Source organism: Bradyrhizobium sp. USDA 3311 (assembly GCF_054062495.1).
The window spans coordinates 8614739-8633308 of record NZ_JBSSFI010000001.1; the positions used below are offsets into that span (position 1 = coordinate 8614739).

The 18570-nt window shown below is 63.8% G+C and carries 18 protein-coding genes; 2 read left to right on the top strand and 16 right to left on the bottom strand.

What is annotated here, in order from left to right; translation table 11 throughout:
• Nucleotides 1-2: 2 nt before the first annotated feature.
• The 5 genes from ACVWW6_RS40950 to ACVWW6_RS40970 all read right to left on the bottom strand — a co-directional run bounded on the left by ACVWW6_RS40950 (nucleotide 3) and on the right by ACVWW6_RS40970 (nucleotide 5385).
• On the bottom strand, nucleotides 3-1367 hold the full coding sequence (locus ACVWW6_RS40950) for an MFS transporter (protein WP_038966539.1): 1365 nt from the start codon (nucleotides 1365-1367) through the stop codon (nucleotides 3-5).
• A 274-nt stretch (nucleotides 1368-1641) separates the two neighbouring features.
• Nucleotides 1642-2565: an SMP-30/gluconolactonase/LRE family protein gene (locus ACVWW6_RS40955; RefSeq protein WP_456682765.1), complete on the bottom strand. Its 924-nt coding sequence runs from the start codon at nucleotides 2563-2565 to the stop codon at nucleotides 1642-1644.
• On the bottom strand, nucleotides 2562-3473 hold the full coding sequence (locus ACVWW6_RS40960) for an amidohydrolase family protein (RefSeq protein ID WP_456682766.1): 912 nt from the start codon (nucleotides 3471-3473) through the stop codon (nucleotides 2562-2564). The genes ACVWW6_RS40955 and ACVWW6_RS40960 overlap by 4 nt, the downstream gene beginning before the upstream one ends.
• 121 nt (nucleotides 3474-3594) lie before the next feature.
• Nucleotides 3595-4347, bottom strand: coding sequence for an IclR family transcriptional regulator (locus tag ACVWW6_RS40965; RefSeq protein WP_456682767.1), 753 nt, complete (start codon nucleotides 4345-4347; stop codon nucleotides 3595-3597).
• A 162-nt stretch (nucleotides 4348-4509) separates the two neighbouring features.
• On the bottom strand, nucleotides 4510-5385 hold the full coding sequence (locus ACVWW6_RS40970) for a LysR family transcriptional regulator (RefSeq protein WP_456682768.1): 876 nt from the start codon (nucleotides 5383-5385) through the stop codon (nucleotides 4510-4512).
• Between the two features lie 151 nt (nucleotides 5386-5536).
• On the opposite strand from ACVWW6_RS40970, the gene ACVWW6_RS40975 reads away from it, so the two are divergent.
• Nucleotides 5537-6190 (top strand): hydrolase, encoded by a 654-nt coding sequence (locus ACVWW6_RS40975; RefSeq protein ID WP_028174245.1) that lies wholly within the window; start codon nucleotides 5537-5539, stop codon nucleotides 6188-6190.
• A 121-nt stretch (nucleotides 6191-6311) separates the two neighbouring features.
• Here the strand turns inward: ACVWW6_RS40975 and ACVWW6_RS40980 are convergent, their stop codons facing one another.
• The 4 genes from ACVWW6_RS40980 to ACVWW6_RS40995 all read right to left on the bottom strand — a co-directional run bounded on the left by ACVWW6_RS40980 (nucleotide 6312) and on the right by ACVWW6_RS40995 (nucleotide 11401).
• The gene (locus ACVWW6_RS40980; protein ID WP_011085060.1) at nucleotides 6312-7658 is read right to left on the bottom strand and encodes a carbohydrate porin; all 1347 of its coding nucleotides are present in this window, start codon (nucleotides 7656-7658) and stop codon (nucleotides 6312-6314) included.
• Between the two features lie 137 nt (nucleotides 7659-7795).
• Nucleotides 7796-8854 (bottom strand): ABC transporter permease, encoded by a 1059-nt coding sequence (locus ACVWW6_RS40985; protein WP_161536194.1) that lies wholly within the window; start codon nucleotides 8852-8854, stop codon nucleotides 7796-7798.
• Entirely contained in the window at nucleotides 8851-10377 is a 1527-nt protein-coding gene (locus ACVWW6_RS40990) for a sugar ABC transporter ATP-binding protein (RefSeq protein ID WP_161536195.1), read from the bottom strand. The genes ACVWW6_RS40985 and ACVWW6_RS40990 overlap by 4 nt, the downstream gene beginning before the upstream one ends.
• Nucleotides 10378-10438: 61 nt before the next feature.
• On the bottom strand, nucleotides 10439-11401 hold the full coding sequence (locus ACVWW6_RS40995) for a sugar-binding protein (protein WP_161536196.1): 963 nt from the start codon (nucleotides 11399-11401) through the stop codon (nucleotides 10439-10441).
• 257 nt (nucleotides 11402-11658) lie between these two features.
• Here ACVWW6_RS40995 and ACVWW6_RS41000 point away from each other — a divergent pair, with 257 nt between their 5' ends.
• Complete coding sequence (locus ACVWW6_RS41000) at nucleotides 11659-12921, top strand: ROK family protein (protein WP_456683235.1); 1263 nt, start codon at nucleotides 11659-11661, stop codon at nucleotides 12919-12921.
• A 56-nt stretch (nucleotides 12922-12977) separates the two neighbouring features.
• On the opposite strand, the gene ACVWW6_RS41005 is transcribed toward ACVWW6_RS41000, so the two are convergent.
• From ACVWW6_RS41005 to ACVWW6_RS41035, 7 genes are all read right to left on the bottom strand, one after another.
• Nucleotides 12978-13775 carry an adenylate/guanylate cyclase domain-containing protein gene (locus ACVWW6_RS41005; protein ID WP_456682769.1) on the bottom strand — a complete coding sequence of 266 codons (798 nt, stop codon included), beginning with the start codon at nucleotides 13773-13775 and terminating at the stop codon, nucleotides 12978-12980.
• Nucleotides 13776-13954: 179 nt separating this feature from the next.
• The gene (locus ACVWW6_RS41010) at nucleotides 13955-14167 is read right to left on the bottom strand and encodes a hypothetical protein (RefSeq protein ID WP_038966536.1); all 213 of its coding nucleotides are present in this window, start codon (nucleotides 14165-14167) and stop codon (nucleotides 13955-13957) included.
• A complete protein-coding gene (locus tag ACVWW6_RS41015) occupies nucleotides 14164-14355 on the bottom strand; it encodes a hypothetical protein (RefSeq protein ID WP_246740339.1) in 192 nt (63 codons plus the stop codon). Before ACVWW6_RS41015 ends, ACVWW6_RS41010 begins: the two co-directional genes overlap by 4 nt.
• 78 nt (nucleotides 14356-14433) lie before the next feature.
• Entirely contained in the window at nucleotides 14434-14646 is a 213-nt protein-coding gene (locus ACVWW6_RS41020) for a hypothetical protein (protein WP_028174239.1), read from the bottom strand.
• A gap of 716 nt (nucleotides 14647-15362) precedes the next feature.
• On the bottom strand, nucleotides 15363-16556 hold the full coding sequence (locus tag ACVWW6_RS41025) for an adenylate/guanylate cyclase domain-containing protein (RefSeq protein WP_456682770.1): 1194 nt from the start codon (nucleotides 16554-16556) through the stop codon (nucleotides 15363-15365).
• Between the two features lie 106 nt (nucleotides 16557-16662).
• A complete protein-coding gene (locus ACVWW6_RS41030; protein ID WP_456682771.1) occupies nucleotides 16663-17247 on the bottom strand; it encodes a HutD/Ves family protein in 585 nt (194 codons plus the stop codon).
• Nucleotides 17248-17347: 100 nt separating this feature from the next.
• On the bottom strand, nucleotides 17348-18556 hold the full coding sequence (locus ACVWW6_RS41035; RefSeq protein WP_060910739.1) for an ABC transporter substrate-binding protein: 1209 nt from the start codon (nucleotides 18554-18556) through the stop codon (nucleotides 17348-17350).
• Nucleotides 18557-18570 lie beyond the last annotated feature (14 nt).

Here is an 18570-nt window from a genome sequence, read left to right on the forward strand (position 1 = left end):
CTTCAGATTCCTTTCGAGAGGCTTGCGATCGGGCTGGTGTGGCGGTCAGTCGCCCCGCCCGGTCGCTGGAGACTGGCACCAACCACGCGGATCAGGATGGCGGCCAAGGTGAGAAATGCGGCCACCGAGATCAGGGCCCATGAGAAGCTGTCGGTCGACTGCCGGATCATGCCGATGAGATAGGGACCGACGAAGCCGCCGAGATTGCCGATCGAGACGATCATCGCGAGGCCGCCGGCGGCAGCGCTGCCGGTGAGGAAGCTCGACGGGATCGGCCAGAAAGTGGACTGGTAACACATGATCCCGATCACGGCGCCGCAGAGCGCGACGATCGAGATCAGCGCGGACGATGTTGCATAGCCGCAGACAATCAGTGACGCTGCGCCCACGAGCAGCGCGGATGCCACGAACCAGCTTCGTTCCCCGCCCCTGTCCGACAGGCGAGCCCACAGCATCATCGTGACGGCGCCGCAGATGTAGGGAATTGCCGCGATAAAGCCGACGGCAACGACACTGAAGCCGAGGCCCTTGATGATTTGCGGCATCCACAGGCCAAGCCCGACGGAGCCGATGATGGCGCAGAAGTTGACGGCGGCGCAGACAAGGACCCGCCAATTGACGAAGGCGTCCTTGAGCCGCGATGAGTGCTTGGCGGCGATGGCCTGACGCTCCGCCGCCAGCACCTCCGCGAGCCAGCTCCGCTCCTCGGGGCTCAGCCACTTGGCCTGCTCGGGCTTGTCGGTGAGCGTGAAGAAGCACACGAAGCCAAGGAGCGTCGCCGGCAGGCCTTCCAGGATCAGAAGCCACTGCCAACCATGCAAGCCGGCCAAGCCGTCGAGCGTCAGCAGCGAACTCGAGATCGGGGCGCCCACGATGTTCGCGATCGGAATGCCGAGCAGGAACGCCGCAGTCGCCGTGCCCCGGACGCGCGCCGGAAACCAGTATGTAAAATAGAGGAATACGCCCGGCGTGAAGCCGGCTTCGCCGAGGCCGAGCAGGAAGCGCATGACGCCGAAGCTGACGGGACCGACCACGAATGCCGTTGCGGCCGAGATCAGGCCCCAGGTGATCAGGATGCGCGCGATCCACTTACGGGCGCCGATCGCCTGCAAGGCAAGGTTGCTCGGCACTTCTGCGAGGAAATAGCCGAAGAAGAACAGCCCCGCGCTCCAGCCGAATTCATACGGCGAGATGCCGAGATCGCGGTTCATCGTCAGGCTGGCGATGCCGACGTTCACCCGATCGAGATAAGCGACGATGTAGCAGAGCAGCAGGAACGGCACGATCCGCCACAGCAACTTCGAGAGGATTTTCTCCTGCTCGGGTGTGAAGCCGGCGCCGACCGACGCGGCAGAGACACTTGCCATTGTTCCCTCCGAGACCGGCCGATGTTTCCCGGCCATGACGCGCCATAGCAAAAATAGAACGACGTTGCAATTTATAATGAAACGCCGTTTCATTTTATAGAAGTTACAGCGAAGCGCTTGCGTCGCCGATCGGAGGCGCTCCCCTGGAAAAGTGGAGTGCTGGCCGCCGGTTACGGTGTCCGGGAGGCCTGGAGAGAGACAGGCTGCCGCGCGTTTCCGATATGCGGGCACCTGCTCCGATGCATACCGAACTGATCGCGAGCCGGGCGCTGACCTAGTCGGCGTGCGAGAACAGCGGCATGCCCGGCGTTTCGAGTTCGGCGCGGAGCAGTGTTCCCGTGCGGCTCTCGGTAATGAAAAGGCTCTTTCGTTCCGGTCCACCGAACGCAAGATTGGTCATGCCCACGCCCGCGCAGGAAACGATGCGGTCAAGCGGCTCGGCCAGGGGAGACAGCCGCCACACGGAGCCGAAGCCGGTGTGGCAGACCAGCAGGTTGCCGCCGCGGTCCAGCGCCAGGCCGTCGGGGCCGCCGGGACCGCCGTGCAGGTGCGAGAATATGCCGACCTTCGTCGTCAGGCCGCTGGCCGGCAGTGGCACGCGCCAGACCTGGTTGGCCCGTGTCACGGCCACCAGCAGGAAGCTCTCCTCGTGGTCGACGACGATGCCGTTCGGACTCGGGATCGTGTTGATCAGGCAGGTGAGCCGGCCATCGGGCGCGAGCTTCCAGACCCGGCCCGTGGGATCGTGCATCCCGGTCTGGCCCTGATCGGTGAAGTAAAGATTACCCGACGGCGCGAAGATGAGATCGTTCACGCCCTTGAAGCTCTCGCTTGCCGCCGTCTCCAGAAATGGCGTTACGCTGCCGCTGGCCGGGTCCAGCAGCATGATCCCGCGCTTGTAGTCGGTGATGAACATGCGGCCGTCGCGGTGAATCTTCAGCCCGTTCGGCCACCCGTCATACTCGGTCACGAGCTCCCACGCGCCTTCCGGACTGACACGGAAGATGCGTCCATACGGAATATCGGTGACATACAGTCGGCCCTGCCGATCGAAGGATGGCCCTTCAAGGAAGGAGTCGATCTCACGTCCGCCCTGATTGGCGTCCGCCCAGGCGGTGCGGCGTGGCTTGCGGAACTGGTCCGGAAGCCGTGTGAAGATGCTGGTTTCGATCCGGCGCGGTGGGGTGAAGAACGTCATGGCGCGACCTTGGGAAAACCGTAGAGTTCGGCAGGGTTGTCGACGAGGATGCGCTTGAACACGGCCTCGCCTCCCGCCCATACGGCGAAAAGATCGAGCAGATGCGCATCGTCAGGCTTGCGCTCCTTCTCGGAAGGGTGCGGCCAGTCGCTGCCCCAGACCATTCGCTCGGGCGCCGCCTTGACATAGGCCGCCGCGACGGCTCCGGCGTCAGCGTAGTCCGGCGCCCCCTGCTTGCTCGACACATAGGGACCTGACAGCTTCACCCAGGTCTTGCCGCGGTCGAGCAAGCCGCGGATGATCTTGTAAGGCGCGTTCTCCAGGCCAGCCGGCTGCGGTATCTGGGCCAAATGGTCAAGGACGAGGCCCCCGGGCAAAGACGCCAGAAGGTCCGCATTGTCCTCAATCTGCTTGGGACGCATGTTGATCTGGCAGTGCCAACCGAGATTGGCCAGTCTCGGGGCGAGCGACTTGAGAGAGTCCACCGTCAACGCTCCCGGAAAACCGAGATTGAAGCGGACACCGCGGACACCCTGCTCGTCGAGCCGTCGCAGATCGGTATCCGATATGTCCTCGGACACAACGGCGACCACGCGAAAGTTCTCCGGCCCAAGCGCCTGTCGTGACGCAATCTGCAGCCGGTTGTCCGTACCGTAAGTCGAGGGCTGGATGATGACGCCCCGCGTCGTGCCGATCCGGCGCTGCAGGGCGCGATAGTCTTCGGGCAAGGCGTCATCGGGCAGCAGCGTCGCGCCCTTCATGACCGGATAGCTCTTGTCATAGGTATGGAAATGGCAATCGGTCGCGCCCGGCGGCGGAACGAAGTGCGGCTTCTCCGAGCCGCTCGACCAGCGCACCTCCTGCGCTGTCGCAAACCGGGGAAGCGCGGATGCAGTGAGTCCGGCCAAGACCGTCCTCCGCGTGAGCGAAGCTGAAGCCACGACGTTCGTCCTCCCCATACTTTGTTATGGCGAGCCTTATAAGTCGCGTCGACGGACCAGGCAATAAAAAATGAAACGACGTTGCGTTTTACGCAGACACGCTGGCCGCCCGTTTGCGGGTGCTCTTTCCGGCTCCAGATGGCGGGGTTCCCCCGCATGCCACAGTGAGCCTGTTTGCAGCCTCGACCAGCGCGCCCTTGATTTGCTCTGCGCGCGCCGCCGTCAGCCGACTGACCGGCCCGGAGATGGCCAGCGCCCCGACCAGGGAGTCGCCGATGCCGAATACGGGCATGGCGAGAGCGGCCGCATGAGGATCCGTGATCCCGGAGGTGAACAGCGGCAATTCGTCATCCGCCCCAGGTGGCCCGGACTCGTAGCGGCGGAGCGTTTGGGCAATGGCGGACTTGTCCATGGGACGGGTGTCGCCCGGCTGCACGGTCATCCGGATCCGATTGGTGGTCTCCACCCTGAAAAGACACAGCCTCTCCTCGCCGTTTCGAACATAGAAGGACGTCGTCTCGCCGGTTTTCGCCGCGAGCTGCTCAAGCACAGGCATGACATGATCGGACAGACGAAACGCCTGCTGATAGGCTGTCCCCAGACGCAAGGTCTCCGCATCGAGCCGATAAGAGCCGTCCGGCAGGCGCGCGAGCAGCCGGTAACGTTGCAGCGATAGAGCTAGCCGCAGGATCGTACTCTTCACCAGACCGGTCCGCTCGGCCAACTCAGCCAGGCTCAAGGCGCCGTCGCCCCGGCGAAATGCCGTCAATACCGCTAACGCCCGTTCGGCTGCCGATACGCCTTTGAGTGCAGGCGGCTTCTTCTCGGTCTGCTTTGCCATGTCCAATCCTCGTCGCTGCCATTTCCTACGGCATTCTCGCCGCGGGTAGAAGGGCTACGATGGCCTGCAGGGCTTTGGCGGGATATCGAGAGATCGCGTTCCGAGCTGGGCAGCTCTGCGTAAGGTCCGCGGGTCGTTTTGCCGTGAAGGCGAAGCTGATCGTTATCCCGAGACCGGATTGCAATGCTCGATCAGCAATTCCGTGAGGACCCGGATCTTCCGCGCGGGATGCTGGCCCGGCGGGCGGATGACATAGGCACCCGCCGGAGGTGGTGGATGACGGGTCATGACGGAAACAAGCGCACCCGATGCCAGCAATTCATTGGTAAGGAAATCGGGGAGGTAGGCAATCCCGAGCCCTGCTGTTGCGGCGGCCGCCAGAGCAGTGCCGTTGTCGGCCTTGAAGCGACCCTGTGGACGAACCGTGATGATCTTGTCGCCGTCCACGAGCTGCCAAGTTTCGGTGCCCTGCATGAGCGCTTGATGGGCGACGAGTTCCTCGGGTGTCTCAGGCGACCCGTGCTCTTTGACGTAGCCAGGACTCGCAACGAACTTGCCGTAGATCGGTCCGACGCGCTTGGCGATCAAATTGGAGTCTTGAAGATAGCCAATCCGAATCGCGCAGTCATAACCTCCTGCGATGAGATCGACGAATTGGTCACTGTAGCAGGTGTGGATTTGGAGCTGAGGGTGTCGTCGCGCCATTTCCGCCATCATGGGGGCGAAGTAGTTCGAGCCGAAGGACAGCGGCACAGCAACTCGCAAGCGTCCACGAAGCTCGCCGGCAGGCAGGATCGTCTCTTTGGCTACGTCGATCTCGGTGCAGACTCTGGCAGCATAGTCTCGGAACGTCGCCCCAGCTTCCGTTAGAGCGGCGCCGCGGGTGGTTCGTGCAAGAAGCTGGACACCAAGTTCCGATTCAAGCCGCAAGAGCCGTCGGCTGACGATTGACTTGGAGACGCCGAGCCGGAGCGCAGCAGGCGAAACTCCGCCAGCATCAGCAACTTCTACGAATGTCCGCAGCTCCTCGATGTCCACTTTGGCGTTCCTCATTTCGCGACACAGCTTGCCTCAAAACGGTACTACCGCATCGAACGCGGGAACGGCAATAAGCCCTGCAGGTGGCCCGCCTTTGGCGAGCATCTCCCTAAAACCGATGCCGCATTGAACGGCAACAAAGGATGTCATGATGAAACTTCGTAACGGCCTTGCTTCGCTTCTTCGTCCCGAAGACTCAGTGCTCGTCCTGATCGACCACCAGCCCTACCAGCTTGCGAACGTGAACAGCCACGAACCGCAGATGGTGATCAACAACACGGCAGCTCTCGCGAAGGCGGCAAAGGCCTTCGGTGTCCCCACGATCCTGACGAGCGTGATTGCCGAGCGGGGTGGCCTGCTCTTCCCCCAGATCACCGAAGTGTTCCCCGGACAGGAGGTGATCGACCGGACGTTCATCAACACCTGGCAGGATAAGAAGGTGGTGGACGCGGTCAAGGCCACGGGCCGCAAGCAGCTGATCATCGCCGGTCTGTGGACCGAGATATGCGTCGCGATGCCGACGATCCAGGCCCTCGGCGAAGGCTGGGACGTCACTGTGGTCACAGATGCGTCCGGCGCCGTTTCGGTCGAGGCCCACGAGGTCGCCATCCAGCGCATGATTACGGCTGGCGCCAACATGATGACTTGGCTGGCAGTGGCGGCCGAATGGCAGCGCGACTGGGCCAGGGCCGATCAAGCCGTCAAGCTGACGGAGGTGATCCTGCAGCATGCCGGCGGGAGCGGCATCGCGTTCCTGTGGGAGCAGCAGCTGCTCAACACACCGGTACCGAAACGCGCGGGCTGAGCTGAACCGGGTGATGAGGATCCTCGATCTGGAACGGTGACTTTCGTGCATGCCCCGATAGGGGCATGCACCTCTCACTGCCGGCTCGCTCGATGTCCTGATCCGGGCAGGTTGCCGTGAATCAGAAGTGGACCTCGGTGCGCATACCAAGAACCACGGCATTGTCCGTCTTCACGCCCACGGCGTTATACCCACGCCCGCCGGGATTGATCACATACTGCGCGTCGAACTTGAGGTTCAGCCAGCCGGTCGCCTGCCATCCGTACCAGACTTCGATCGGAACTTCGTTGCCGCCGGCGTTGGGGCTGAGGGCAGCCGAGTTCACGTGGGTCGTGCCCACCGCGAAGCCGACTTCGTCCTGGGGACGCCAGCTAAACGTTCCGGTATGCCGGAAGCCCAGGGCGATCTGGTAGTCCTGATACGACGTCCGGTGATCGGCAACGGTCGTGTTGAGGAAAGTGTACCAGCCCTGCGCGCCCGGACCGTCGACGGTCAAGCGTTGAAGGATGGACTCGTAGACGCCGTAGCGCCCGCGTTGATCCCCGAGATTTTGATCCGGGACGCCTCCAATGCCGGGGATGGTTGAGATGACCCCGGGAAGGCCACCATCAATGGTCGATGCGCTGTCATACCAGCCGCCCAATCTCCAGGTCCCGTTCAGCGGCCCCGACGGCGCCCAGACCAACTCCACCGGCACCATCACGCCGCTGGCGCGGCTTGAGGCGGGGATGCCCGGCAGGAAGTAGATGGCAGGGTCTGACGTCGTCAGATAATTCGGATTGGCATCGTAGACGCCGACCGAAATCGTGAATTCCGGCGCCAGCTTGTAATGGACGACACCGGCCCATTGGCTCACCGGCCAGTTGTAGATGTAGCCACCCTGGATGTTGCCGGGCTGGCCGCCGCAGAAGGTCAGGTTGATGAACTCGCACAGGCCGAAGAAGAAGTCGGAGCCGACCGGAAGACGGCCGCCCTTGAGTTCGAGGCGGTCATCGAAAAGCTTCTGCGAGTAGTAGAGTTGTGTCAGGCGCAGAATATTGCCGCGGCCAAACACCTCGTTGGTCAGCTGCAAGGCGGGAATGTCCGCTTCGGTGTTCAGATTCTTGCCGAAGCGGTCGACCAGCGTCAGACCGACCGTGCCGCCCGGGATGCCGGCAAGCTTCCCCATATCGAGCTTCGCGCCGAACCACAGCTGACCAGCGTTGGCTGCGGTGTTCCTGCTTCCACCCGTGACGTTGCCGACAGATTCGTTACCCAGCGTCAGGCCCAGCTCGATGCCCTGCTCCTTCAGCTTCGTCCTGCCGAGATCGCCGAATAGATACGGTCTCGTCCAGAAATCGTCGGCAGCATAAGGAACAGGAGCAGCTTTCGTCGAAAAATCGGCCGCATGCACCGCGCCGCCCAGCAGCGAAGAGAAAGCAATCCCCACACTGCACACTCGTGCGGTGTTTACAAACCTGCGCAACATCTTACTCGTCCTCCCGCCGTCTCAGGCTTTGCTTGTCTTGCCTCACGTTCCGGCCCAAAGCCCTCGAGCCTGGAACGCGCTCCCTCCCCCAGCGGCCGCCGACGAAGCGGCCTTGTGTCAACTGGAGCGTGGATCCGTCATGCTTGATCACTCGTTCTCACCGGCAGGGCATCCGCGGCGCGCGGTGACGCGCCTTGTCCTTGCACCGGTGTCGATCTCGGCGCCGTGCGAGCAAGGCCCGCGAGGGCCTGCCTGCGCCGCCGGCGCGCCTGCAATTGCTGATCCGCCAGCACGCCGATCAGAATCACCGTCCCCATCACCGCAAAGTTCAAGGAATTGGGGATGCCCAGGATATTCACGAGGTTCTGCAGCACCTGCAGCAGCGCAGTCCCCAGCACGATACCGAGAATGGAGCCCTCGCCGCCGCGCAGGCTGCACCCGCCCAGGACGGCAGCTGCGATCGCGTAGAGCTCATAGAAATTGCCGAAGGAGCTCGGAGACACCGAGTTCGTGTAGAACACGAACAGGACTGTTGAAACGCCGGCCAGTCCACCGCTGATGATATAGGCGGTTGCGATCACGAGATTCGTGTTGATGCCCGAGAAGCGCGCCGCTTCCTCGTTCTTGCCGACGGCATAAAGCCAGCGCCCGTAGACCGAGCGATGCAGCAGCACGCCGAGGACGAGCGCAAGGACGATCAAAAGGATGAAGGTGTTCGGGATGCCCGCCAAGTTGCCGGAGGCAATGTTGCTCAGTGTCCCGGCCTCGTCGCCGTAGCCGAAGCCGCGCGTCGAGTCGCTCGTATAGTAGCGCGCGGCGCCGCGATAGATCAGCAACCCGCACAGCGTCACGATGAAGGGCTGCATCTTCAGCCGGGTGACGAGAAGACCCTGAATGGCGCCCAGCACGAGCCCGCCCAGCAACACGGCCAGCAGCGCCAGCGGCCAATGAACCTGATGAGTCGTCAGAAGATCGATGAAGATGACGCCGAGCAGCGCGAACATCGAGCCGAGCGAAAGGTCGATGCCGCCGGTGATGATCACGAGCCCCTCGCCCAACGCAAACACACCGAACAGGCCAATCAGATTGGCCATGTTCAGCAGGTTCACCAGCGACAGGAAGGCCGGATTGATCAGGCCCGTGATGGCGGAAATCACCACGAGCAGCAGGCCCAGGCCGAGTTCCTTCTTGATCATGGCGCCGCCGCTTCCACGGTTTCCGGCGCCTGGCCCATTGCGAGCTGCAACACGTTGTATTCGCTGAACTGCGGGCGCTCCAGCACGCCGCTGACACTCCCCTCATGCATCACCGCGATCCGGTCGGAAACGCCGATGACCTCCTCCATGTCCGAGGAGATCATCACGATCGCGACGCCGTGGTCGGCGAGCTCGCGCATCAGCGCGTAGATCTCGCTCTTGGCACCGACATCGACGCCGCGGGTCGGCTCGTCGAAGAACATCACGCGCGGCTGCATGGAGAGCCACTTGCCAAGCACGACTTTCTGCTGGTTGCCGCCGGAGAGCGTGATGGCCTCGATATCGATGCTCGGCGCCTTGATGGAGAGGCGTCTGACCTGCTCCTTCGCCACCTTGCGCTCGGCCGCGCCGCTGACCAGCCACATCCGGGCATAATTCAGCAGGCTTGCCAGCGTCACGTTCTCCCGGATCGGCAGCTCCAGCACGAGCCCGGATTTCTTGCGGTCCTCCGGCATCAGATAGATGCCTTGCCTGATCGCGTCCCGCGGCGATGCGACATCGACCGGCGCGTTGTCGATCCTGATCTCGCCACCCAGCAGAGGATCGATGCCGAAGGCCGCGCGGGCAAGCGAGGTGCGACCGGCACCCACCAGCCCCGCCAGTCCGAGGATCTCGCCATGCCGCACGGAGAGATCGATCTGCCGGTCGGGAAAGGCCGACGTCACGAGGCCGAGGATGTCGCAGCCACCCGGCTGCGGCGGCCGTTTCGGCGGCGTATGCAGCGCTTTCAGGTCGCGGCCGATCATCAGCCGGATCATTGCGGCATGGCTCAACTCGTCTCGCGCCAGCTCCCCCACCGTGCGCCCGTCGCGCAGCACCACGACGCGGTCGGCGCAGGTCATGATCTCGCCGAGCCGATGCGAGATATAGATGACCGCGATGCCGTGCGCCTTCAGATCGGCAATCACCTCGAGCAACCGCTCGGTCTCCGAAATCGTCAGGCTGGAGGTCGGCTCGTCCATGATGATCACGCGGGCATCGATCGAAAGCGCCTTGGCGATCTCCACCATCTGGCGCTCGGCGATCGACAAATTGTCGACCAGTGTGTCGGGAGCGAAATCGGCACCCAGCCGCTCCAGCAGCGGCGTCACGCGGGCGCGCATCTCGGCATTGTCCACCAGCTTCAAAGGGCCGCCGACAAGCTTCTCGCGTCCGATGAAGACGTTCGCGGCGACGTCGAGATTCTCGAACAGGTTCAATTCCTGATGCACAAAGGCGATGCCGGCCTGCGTCGCCTCGCTCACCGTCATGCGGGCGCGGTCGATGCCGCCGATGCGGATCACGCCCTGGGTTGGCGCGACCACACCACCCAGCACGCGCATCAGCGTCGATTTGCCGGCGCCGTTCTCGCCGATCAGGCCCAGCACCTCGCCGCGGTACACGCGCAGGCTGACATCGTCGAGGGCCATGACCCCGGGATAGGACTTGCTGATCCCGGCGAGTTCGAACAGGATTTCCGCCATTCATCTCCTCCCGCACGACGCCCGGCGGCAGTGCCAGCCGGGCGTCGAAAGGCGGTGCTACTTACTTCTTCAGCAGGGCCTTCAGATCTGCGGTGAACTCCGCGACGTTGGACTTGCTGATCACCTTGGTCGGTACGATCAGCTTGCCGCCCGCCGGGATCCAGGACTTGTCCCCGTTCAGCGTCTTGATGATGTTGGTGGCGGAGAGATAGCCGAACTCGTACGGCTGCTGCACCACCGTCGACTCGATCGTGCCGTCCGAAACGCCCCGCAGCGTGCGCTGGTCCTCGTCGAAGCCGACGATCTTCACCTTGCCGGCCTTGCCCGCCGCCTTGACCGCGTCATAGATCAGCGGTGTCTCGTAGCTCCAAAGGCCGGACAGCAGTGCGATGTCGGGATATTTGACGAGCACGTTCTCCATGTTCGCCTTGGCCTTGGCGAAGTCCACCTGGTCGGTGAACACGTCGACCAGCTCGACCTTGGTGCCGGCGATCGCTTCCTTGATGCCTTGCACCCGCTCGCGGGCGTTGTCCGCGTCCATCGTGCCGACGAACAGCGCGATCTTGCCGCCGTTCGGCAACGCCTTCTTGATCTCCTCGCCGGCCTGCCGCCCGGCCGCGACGTTGTCGGTGCCGATATAGGCGAGGCGATTGCTCTGCGGCGCGTCGCTGTCCGTCGTGATCAAGACGGTCTTGGCCGCAACCTTGTTGAGCTGTTCGGTTGCGTGCGGCGCGTCGTCCACCGAGATGGAGATGCCGGCGACGCCGCGCACCAGGAGGTCGTCCAGCTCGCGCCGCTGGCCCGCCGCCGTGCCTTCGTTGGTGACGATCAATTCGATATTGTAGTCCGGGTGCTCCTTCTGCGCCTTTTCGAGCCCGCGCCCGGCGATGGTCCAGAAATCGGCCGCGACATTGGTAACCAGCGCGACGGTCTTTTTCTGCTGCGCCTGCGCCATCCCCGCGGTCATCGCGAGCGCGGCGGCCGCGAGCAGCGGCACTATCAATTTCGTCCTTGATCCGTTCATGTGCACCTCCCTTTGGTCGCCCCGCATCAGGCGACTTCACGGCGCTTTTTGCGCCTTATTTTATTCACACAGCGAAGAAATGCCGCAGAGCAAAACAGAAAAATCAGGATGCACTTGCTCACTCTTCGAGTTTAGATAGTACATGGGGTATTATAATAGTAAATATGACGCATAACGACTCCCTTCGGCTGTGCTTTTTCAACAACACTACCGAAACACGCACCTATTAAATTCACTAACAGAATTAAATGGACAGCATGGTTGACCAGATTGAGCCACCGCGACGCGTTTCCAGCCTGGCCCGCGGGTCGAACCGCGGCCGCCTCGTCGAACTCTTGCGACGCCAGGGGCCATTGCCCCGTGTGGCGCTCGCCCGGAGCACGGGACTGAGCTTCCCCGCCGTTTCCGGTCTGACGTCGAGACTGATGGCGGAAGAGTTGTTGTGCGAGACCGAGACAGCGGCAACGTCATGGTCCGACGATACCGACGACGAGGATGCGGACGGGCTGAATGGCCGCCGCCGTGGCCGGCCGGTCGTGCTGCTGACCTTGAACCCGGAGTTCGGGCGCATCATCGCGGTCTCCGTACGCATGAACCTGATTGAGACGCTGATCGCCGATTTCGGAGGCTCTGGCCTGGCGCAGTCGCGACTAGCTCTCCCGACGCGCGCTCTCGATGCAGGCGCACTGCGCGATCTGGTCATCGCGCAGATCAATGCGATGCTTGATGCGACGGCGACGCCGCGCCATCAGCTGTTGGGAATCGGGCTTGCGCTGCAGGGTATCGTGAACGCCGATACCGGCCGGACGCTGTGGAGCCCGGCGCTGTCGATCACCGACGTCGATCTGGCGACGCCGATACGTCAGGCGTTCGGGGTCGAGGTCGTGATGGCGAACGACGCCGTCGCAGTTGCGCTCGCCCTCACGGCCGCCGAACCGGCGCTGGCGGAGGGCCTCTCGGCCACGATCATGGTCGGTCACGGCATCGGCATGGGTGTTGTCGCCGATGGTGAAGCGCACTGGGGCGCCGGCAGCGAGATCGGCCATGTCAAGTTGGCGCCGGACGGTCCGCAATGCCGATGCGGCCAGCGCGGCTGTATCGAGGCCTATCTAGCCGATTATGCGCTCTACCGCGACGCCCGCACCTTTCTCGACCTGCCGCCGGCGGACTCGCAGCAGCCGTCCGAGGCGCAGATGGCTCTGCTGCGCGAGCGGGCGCTGGGCGGCGATCCGCGCCTCGAGAACCTCTTCCAGCAGGCAGGTCGCGCGCTTGCCGAGGCGGTGGCGGCAACGATATCCGTGCTGCGCCCACACCATGTCATTCTGGCAGGGCCCGGCCTGCAGGCATTCGACATGATGCGCCTCGCCTATGAGGAGCGGCTTGAGCAGGCGGTGTTGCCATGGCTGCTCAAGTCCACGGCGATCTATCTGCGTCCAAGCGAGTCGGCGGCAATTGTCGACGGCATGGTGCGGAGGACGCTGCGGGTGGTGGACCGAAACCACATGGAGGCGACCGAGTGAGCAACGGAAGTCGCTTGATTTTCAAGGCGAGGTCAGGGTTTGCGAGCCGGAGGTACCTACCCCTCCACCCGATACAGCCGCCACCGCTCCGGCACGCCCTTGAGCTGATGCACACCGTGATCCCTGAAGCTGAACGTTGACTGCGTCTTCATCAGGTCCTTGACCGCGCTCGACACCAGAACCTCGCCGGCGCGCGCTTTGGCGGCGACGCGGGTGCCGATGTGGAAGGCGAGCCCGACCATTTCGCCGCCGCTCACCGTGTACTCGCCGGCATGCAGCCCCACCCTGACATCGAGGCCCAGCGTACGCACGGCTTCGCGGATCGCGGTCGCGCAACTGACGCCCGCCGCCGGCGCCTTGAACGTCGCGAGCACCCCGTCGCCCGTCGTCACGACTTCCTTGCCGCGCGAGGTCTTCAGCTCCTTGCGGACGGCCGCGTAATAGTGGCCCATGATCTTGGTCCAGCGCGCATCGCCGAGCTTCGCGGCCTTTGCGGTGGAGCCGACGATATCGACGATCAGGATGGTGGCGAGCGCCTGCTTGGGCTCGGCGCTACCGTCGGCCGACCGGCGCCGGTTCGCAATGGGCCCGGTCAACGGCTCGTAGCGGTGGTTCCGCCGCCGCGCGATCGCGGCTTTGGCATAGTCCTGGGCGCGCTGCACGGTGCCGCAGCGAATTGTCTTCTCCTGCGGCAGACGCGTCCAGCAGACCTTTCGCCCGGCACCGGTGCCATGGACCTCAACGGCACCCCATTTCAGGAAAATCACCGGGCCAACGCGCCTGACGCACCACGCCTTCGACGTGTACCCCGATACGTTCGACCAATGGACTCCGATGCGAAGAAATTTTGGCATGAACGCGCGGCCAATCGTAGGAACGTTTGGGCTACCGAGTTCAAAGCGTAGTGGTACACCCTCGCGTTTGCAATACGATCCGGCGTGAAGCCGTCCGGCGCGCGGCGGCCGGCGCCTGGTGGCGGCTCCCATTCTCCTGATGTGACGGACGCAATCAGCGAGCCTCGACAACTCGCACCCTACGCTCCTCTGCGAGCCTCCTGCCTGCCGATCGTGCAGCGCCACGCCGCGAGACGTTCGGCTGGATGCTGCGCCATCCATTCGGCAAGCTGCGGCGCGCCCATCAGACAGGACTGCATCGTCACGTCCGCGAAGTCCGAGGTCGTGACGATCTGCTCACGGCAGTCTGTCGGAGACGAGAGGCTGCAGAGCACGGCAATGATCTTGATCATGTCACGAGAACTCCTTCGACCTGCTCGGGTCTTGCATCGCCGCCCGGGTGGTCGACCCGCGGCCTGACAGGCTGCATGCCGTCGGGATCGGTCGGTGGAAAGACGGCGTCACAGATGGCGCGCGCTTCCCGGATCAAACGCGCTCGTTCGCGCTCGGCCCTTGTGACCAGTCGAACAACTTCGCCCATATCGGCTCCACAGGTGGCAAGAGAGGAAACTGGCAAGCCGGCCTGGTTAAGCGACCAAACCGGCGGCGCAACCCGCCCTCACGGGTACCCTTCGTATCCAGTGCCGGTCGAACGCGCCGATGATTTCGCCGCATCGACCGTTGATGCCTTCTCGGCGCGCCGCTGATAGTCAGTGGCGAGCATCTCGAGCCGAGCCGCGACCACGGCGTCCGTCATGGTCCGGGCCGCGCGCAACAGGCTCTGCGCCGTCTCGAGATATTCCTTTCCTCGTCGCGACATCAGCATGGTCATAGGGGCCTCGCGCGGTTCTCTGAAAGCGTGTCGAAAGCCAACGGAAATCGGCCCACCCAGTCGCAGTCACCCTGCCGGCGCACCGTGAAACGTTCGAGGCACCTTTTCGAGCAAAGGGGCTTTCGCCAAGAGTAGTAGCGGACCAGACCGAACCTGCCGTCGCACACGGCACAGCGCCCGGTTCGACTGCGAATATCTTCGGAACAGCTTGGCATTGGCGTCTCCTCTTGGGATCGCATCCGATGCGTCGATCACCTTTTCTGTTGCATCGCGCCGGCAGCATTGACTGTCGTCGACGCGTTCATGCGGCACCATTGGCAGGGCCGCCAGTAAAGCCAACCTAGGAGTTCTGCGCGGAGATTTCTTTTGACAATGCGTCCGATATTGCCCATCCGCACGACTTGCGACGCGCGCAGGGAGGGCGCACCGCAGCAACCGTGCGTTCGCGCAATCGCCTGATCCTGGAATGAGGCTGACAGGAACCGGCGCATCGCTCGGACGTTGGCGCAGGCCGGGTCCCACAAGACACCGGCACTTTGGCGGCTCCGGCTCTCAGCCCCCCTTGCGGAGTCGGGGTCGTCTCAAGGAGACAATGATCGATGGACGAAAGCCTGAGGGTCGTCTTTGCAATCGGCGCCACCGCGGCTGTCGTCGCAGGGGCATATCTCGCAATCCGGTTCTTCGCCGGATTCTACTAGGCCTTTCGCCCGGCGCTTTCAGCCGTGAAACGCGAACAGCTCGATCGGATCGCTGAAGCCGCGCACCTCGTACTCGCCCACCCGCTCCAGCTCGGACTTTCGCTCCACCAGCTCGGCGAAGTCGCGCGACAGCAGCACCGGTCGTCCCACCTGCTTGGTGAGCGCTTCGAGACGCGAGGCCATGTTGACGGCGGGGCCGATCACGGTGAAGTCGAGCCGGGTGGTCGAGCCGATATTGCCGTACATGACGTCGCCGACATGGACGCCGATGCCGTAGTTCAGCGGCGCGCGGCCGCTGCCGTTATTCCGCTCGTTGAGCGCGGCCATGGCCGCTCGAGCCTCGGTCACGGCATGCAGCAGGTTTGCGCAGGCGTTGGGCTGGCTGAGCGGGAAGATGGCAAGGAGGCCGTCGCCGATGAATTTCAGGATCTCGCCGCCGTGCCGCGCGATCGGCTCGGACATCGCGTCGAAATAGTCGTTGAGGAGGTCGATGACGTCGTCGCGCGGCCAGTTGTCGGAGATTTTCGTGAAATCCCTGAGGTCGCAGATCATGATCGCGGCGCGAACCGTCGTGCCGGTGCCGCGCCGGGTGGCGCCGGCGAGAATCAGCTCGCCGGCGTGGGCGCCGACATAGGTCTCCAGCAGGGTCCGCGCCAGGCGGTTCTTGACGCGGATCTCGCTGACCAGCGCCAGCACCGGCAACAGCTTCTTCAGCGCAGCGATATGCGCCTCCTCGAAGCCGCCGAGCCGGTCGGTCGCGAAGGTGATGAGATGACGCTTGCCGAGGGTGTGGTAGAGCGGCCAGGCCACATAGTCGGTCAGGCCCTTCGTCCGCATCTCGTCATAGAGGGCGTGCTTGCGGCCGAGCGCCGGATCGCGTTCGAGGTTCTCGCGCACCTCGGTCGCCCCGTCGAACATTTCGTTGGCGGGACTGCCGATGAATTCGGACCGCTCGCGCACGTCATAATCGACCCGCGCAATCTCGGCCTCGCGCATGCCGTCGGACCACATGAAGCGGGCCCCCAGCCATTGCGGATGATGGATCAGGACATGAAGCGTGGACCGCTTCAGCGGAATGCCGGCCTGCTGGAGGCGGATGCACATCTGCGCAAAGATATTGTCGATGAAGCGCTCGTCGCGCGTGCCGTTGGTCAGCCAGTCGACGACACCATCGGACAGCGTCGCGGGGGGATTCTTGTCTGGTGCGCTCATATCCTGCCCTTCGCGGCGGCTTGCATCAAGGCAGATATCGTGCGCTGGCGGGGCCGCGTCAACCTAGCCAGTTGCACGGATCGTGCGCATCAGCAACAGTTGTGATCTAACCGGCGAGCCGGATCGATCCCAGCACCGCCAGCCCCGAGACGAGCGCCAGCCTGGACGGCTCGGTCAGTTCGACCTTCAGCGTGCTGCCGTGGGGAACCGCAAACTCCTCGCTATTGAGACGAATGCTGCAATGGCCGGAAACCGCGTAAACCAGATGCGTGCCGGCGGACAATGGCCGATCGCCGGGCTCCCGGAGCGCCAGGAGCTCGATCTCCGCCGCACCGCGCCGGGCCATCAGGTTCACGACCTCGACCGGACCCGCCTCGAGCTCGGTCACGATCTCGAGCTCGCCGGTGAAGCGCACGGTCGTGAACGGCTCGCGCTCGTCGAATTCCCGCCCCGGTGCTTTCAGCACCAGCCCGCGCCCACCCACGACCATCTGCAAGCGGTCGATGCCGGGCATGTAGGAGAACGGACCGGGCGCCACGATCGGCGTGGACGCAAAGCGCCAGAGCAGGCTGTCCCAATCCTTCGTCGGGCTGCCTGCACGATGCGCATCCGCAATATCGGTGAAGATGCCGCCGCCGTTCTTCCAGGGCGAGCGGGTGTAGTCTTCGGAGTTCAGCAGCGTGGTTTTCATGTTCCTGGGTCGTCCGGGATCGCAAGAGGGCGAGATATCACGCACGCATCATGCGCGTGGCGAACCCGCTTTGCCAACCCGTTCGACGGCCGTTTCCGATCTAGCGGCTGGAGGCCTTTACCAGCGGACATTTGCTCTCCGCGAGCGGCCAGACGGTCTCTTCAGGCGGGATCTTGCGCACGATGTCGAAGTAGTCCCAGGGATATTTCGAATCGGACGGCTTCTTGACGCGAACGAGGTACATGGTGCGCGTGACGCGGCCGTCCTCACGGATGCTTGCGTCCTCCGAGAAGACGTCCTCGACCGGTATCGTCCTCATGGCGGCCGCAACCCGGCCGGCATCGTCGGTGCCGGCGCTGGCGACGGCCTTGAGATAGTGACGCACCGCGCCGTAGACGCCGGCATGCAGCATCGACGGCATCATGCCGGTCTTCGCAAAGAACGCCTTCGACCATGCACGCGTCGCCTCGTTCATGTCCCAGTAGGAGGCCGTCGTCAGGTAGGTGCCCTGCGCATCCCTAAGGCCGAGCGCGTGCACGTCCTGGAGGAAGAGGATCAGCGCGGCGAGGCTTTGGCCACCCTGCACCAGCCCGAACTCACCGGCCTGCCGCATCGCGTTGACGGTGTCATTGCCGGCGTTGGCGAGGCCGATGACCTTGGCGCCGGAGGATTGCGCGCTCAGCAGGAACGAGGAGAAGTCCGGCGTATTGAGCGGATGGCGCGCGCTGCCCAGCACCTTGCCGCCCAAGGCCGCAATCACGCTGGTCGCGTCCTGCTGGAGCTGATGGCCGAAGGCATAGTCCGACGCCAGGATGAACCAGGTGCCGCCTCCCGCCTTGACGACCGCGGACGCGGTCCCGTGCGAGACCGCATAGGTATCGTAGGTCCAGTGGAAGCCGTAGGGCGAGCACTGCTCGTTGGTCAACGCCGTCGTCCCCGGCCCCGAATAGAGAACGATCCGCTTCTTCTCGCGTGCGAGGCTCTGGACCGCGAGCGCAACGCCGGAATTGGGCACATCGACGATCGCATCGACATCCTCCACATCGAACCAGCGCCGGGCGATCGCCGTGCCGACATCGGCCTTGTGCTGGTGATCGGCCGAGACGATCTGGATCGGCTTGCCGAGAACCGCGCCACCGATCTCGCTCACCGCCATCTCGGCGGCGACGACCGAACCTTTGCCGGTGATGTCGGCGGTCACGCCGGCCATGTCGGTGAGGACGCCGATCTTGACGACGTCACCACTGACCTGCGCCCGTGCCGCGACGGGCTGCGCCAGCAGCAGAAGGACACATGCAATCCGTCTCATCCTTGGTATCCTCC

Bases quoted from the DNA above. Each gene is read 5' to 3' on its own strand.
- ACVWW6_RS40950 (WP_038966539.1), bottom strand. From the start codon at position 1,367: ATGGCAAGTGTCTCTGCCGCGTCGGTCGGCGCCGGCTTCACACCCGAG.
- ACVWW6_RS40955 (WP_456682765.1), bottom strand. From the start codon at position 2,565: ATGACGTTCTTCACCCCACCGCGCCGGATCGAAACCAGCATCTTCACA.
- ACVWW6_RS40965 (WP_456682767.1), bottom strand. From the start codon at position 4,347: ATGGCAAAGCAGACCGAGAAGAAGCCGCCTGCACTCAAAGGCGTATCG.
- ACVWW6_RS40975 (WP_028174245.1), top strand. From the start codon at position 5,537: ATGAAACTTCGTAACGGCCTTGCTTCGCTTCTTCGTCCCGAAGACTCA.
- ACVWW6_RS40980 (WP_011085060.1), bottom strand. From the start codon at position 7,658: ATGTTGCGCAGGTTTGTAAACACCGCACGAGTGTGCAGTGTGGGGATT.
- ACVWW6_RS40985 (WP_161536194.1), bottom strand. From the start codon at position 8,854: ATGATCAAGAAGGAACTCGGCCTGGGCCTGCTGCTCGTGGTGATTTCC.
- ACVWW6_RS40990 (WP_161536195.1), bottom strand. From the start codon at position 10,377: ATGGCGGAAATCCTGTTCGAACTCGCCGGGATCAGCAAGTCCTATCCC.
- ACVWW6_RS40995 (WP_161536196.1), bottom strand. From the start codon at position 11,401: ATGAACGGATCAAGGACGAAATTGATAGTGCCGCTGCTCGCGGCCGCC.
- ACVWW6_RS41000 (WP_456683235.1), top strand. From the start codon at position 11,659: ATGGTTGACCAGATTGAGCCACCGCGACGCGTTTCCAGCCTGGCCCGC.
- ACVWW6_RS41005 (WP_456682769.1), bottom strand. From the start codon at position 13,775: ATGCCAAAATTTCTTCGCATCGGAGTCCATTGGTCGAACGTATCGGGG.
- ACVWW6_RS41010 (WP_038966536.1), bottom strand. From the start codon at position 14,167: ATGATCAAGATCATTGCCGTGCTCTGCAGCCTCTCGTCTCCGACAGAC.
- ACVWW6_RS41015 (WP_246740339.1), bottom strand. From the start codon at position 14,355: ATGGGCGAAGTTGTTCGACTGGTCACAAGGGCCGAGCGCGAACGAGCG.
- ACVWW6_RS41020 (WP_028174239.1), bottom strand. From the start codon at position 14,646: ATGACCATGCTGATGTCGCGACGAGGAAAGGAATATCTCGAGACGGCG.
- ACVWW6_RS41025 (WP_456682770.1), bottom strand. From the start codon at position 16,556: ATGAGCGCACCAGACAAGAATCCCCCCGCGACGCTGTCCGATGGTGTC.
- ACVWW6_RS41030 (WP_456682771.1), bottom strand. From the start codon at position 17,247: ATGAAAACCACGCTGCTGAACTCCGAAGACTACACCCGCTCGCCCTGG.
- ACVWW6_RS41035 (WP_060910739.1), bottom strand. From the start codon at position 18,556: ATGAGACGGATTGCATGTGTCCTTCTGCTGCTGGCGCAGCCCGTCGCG.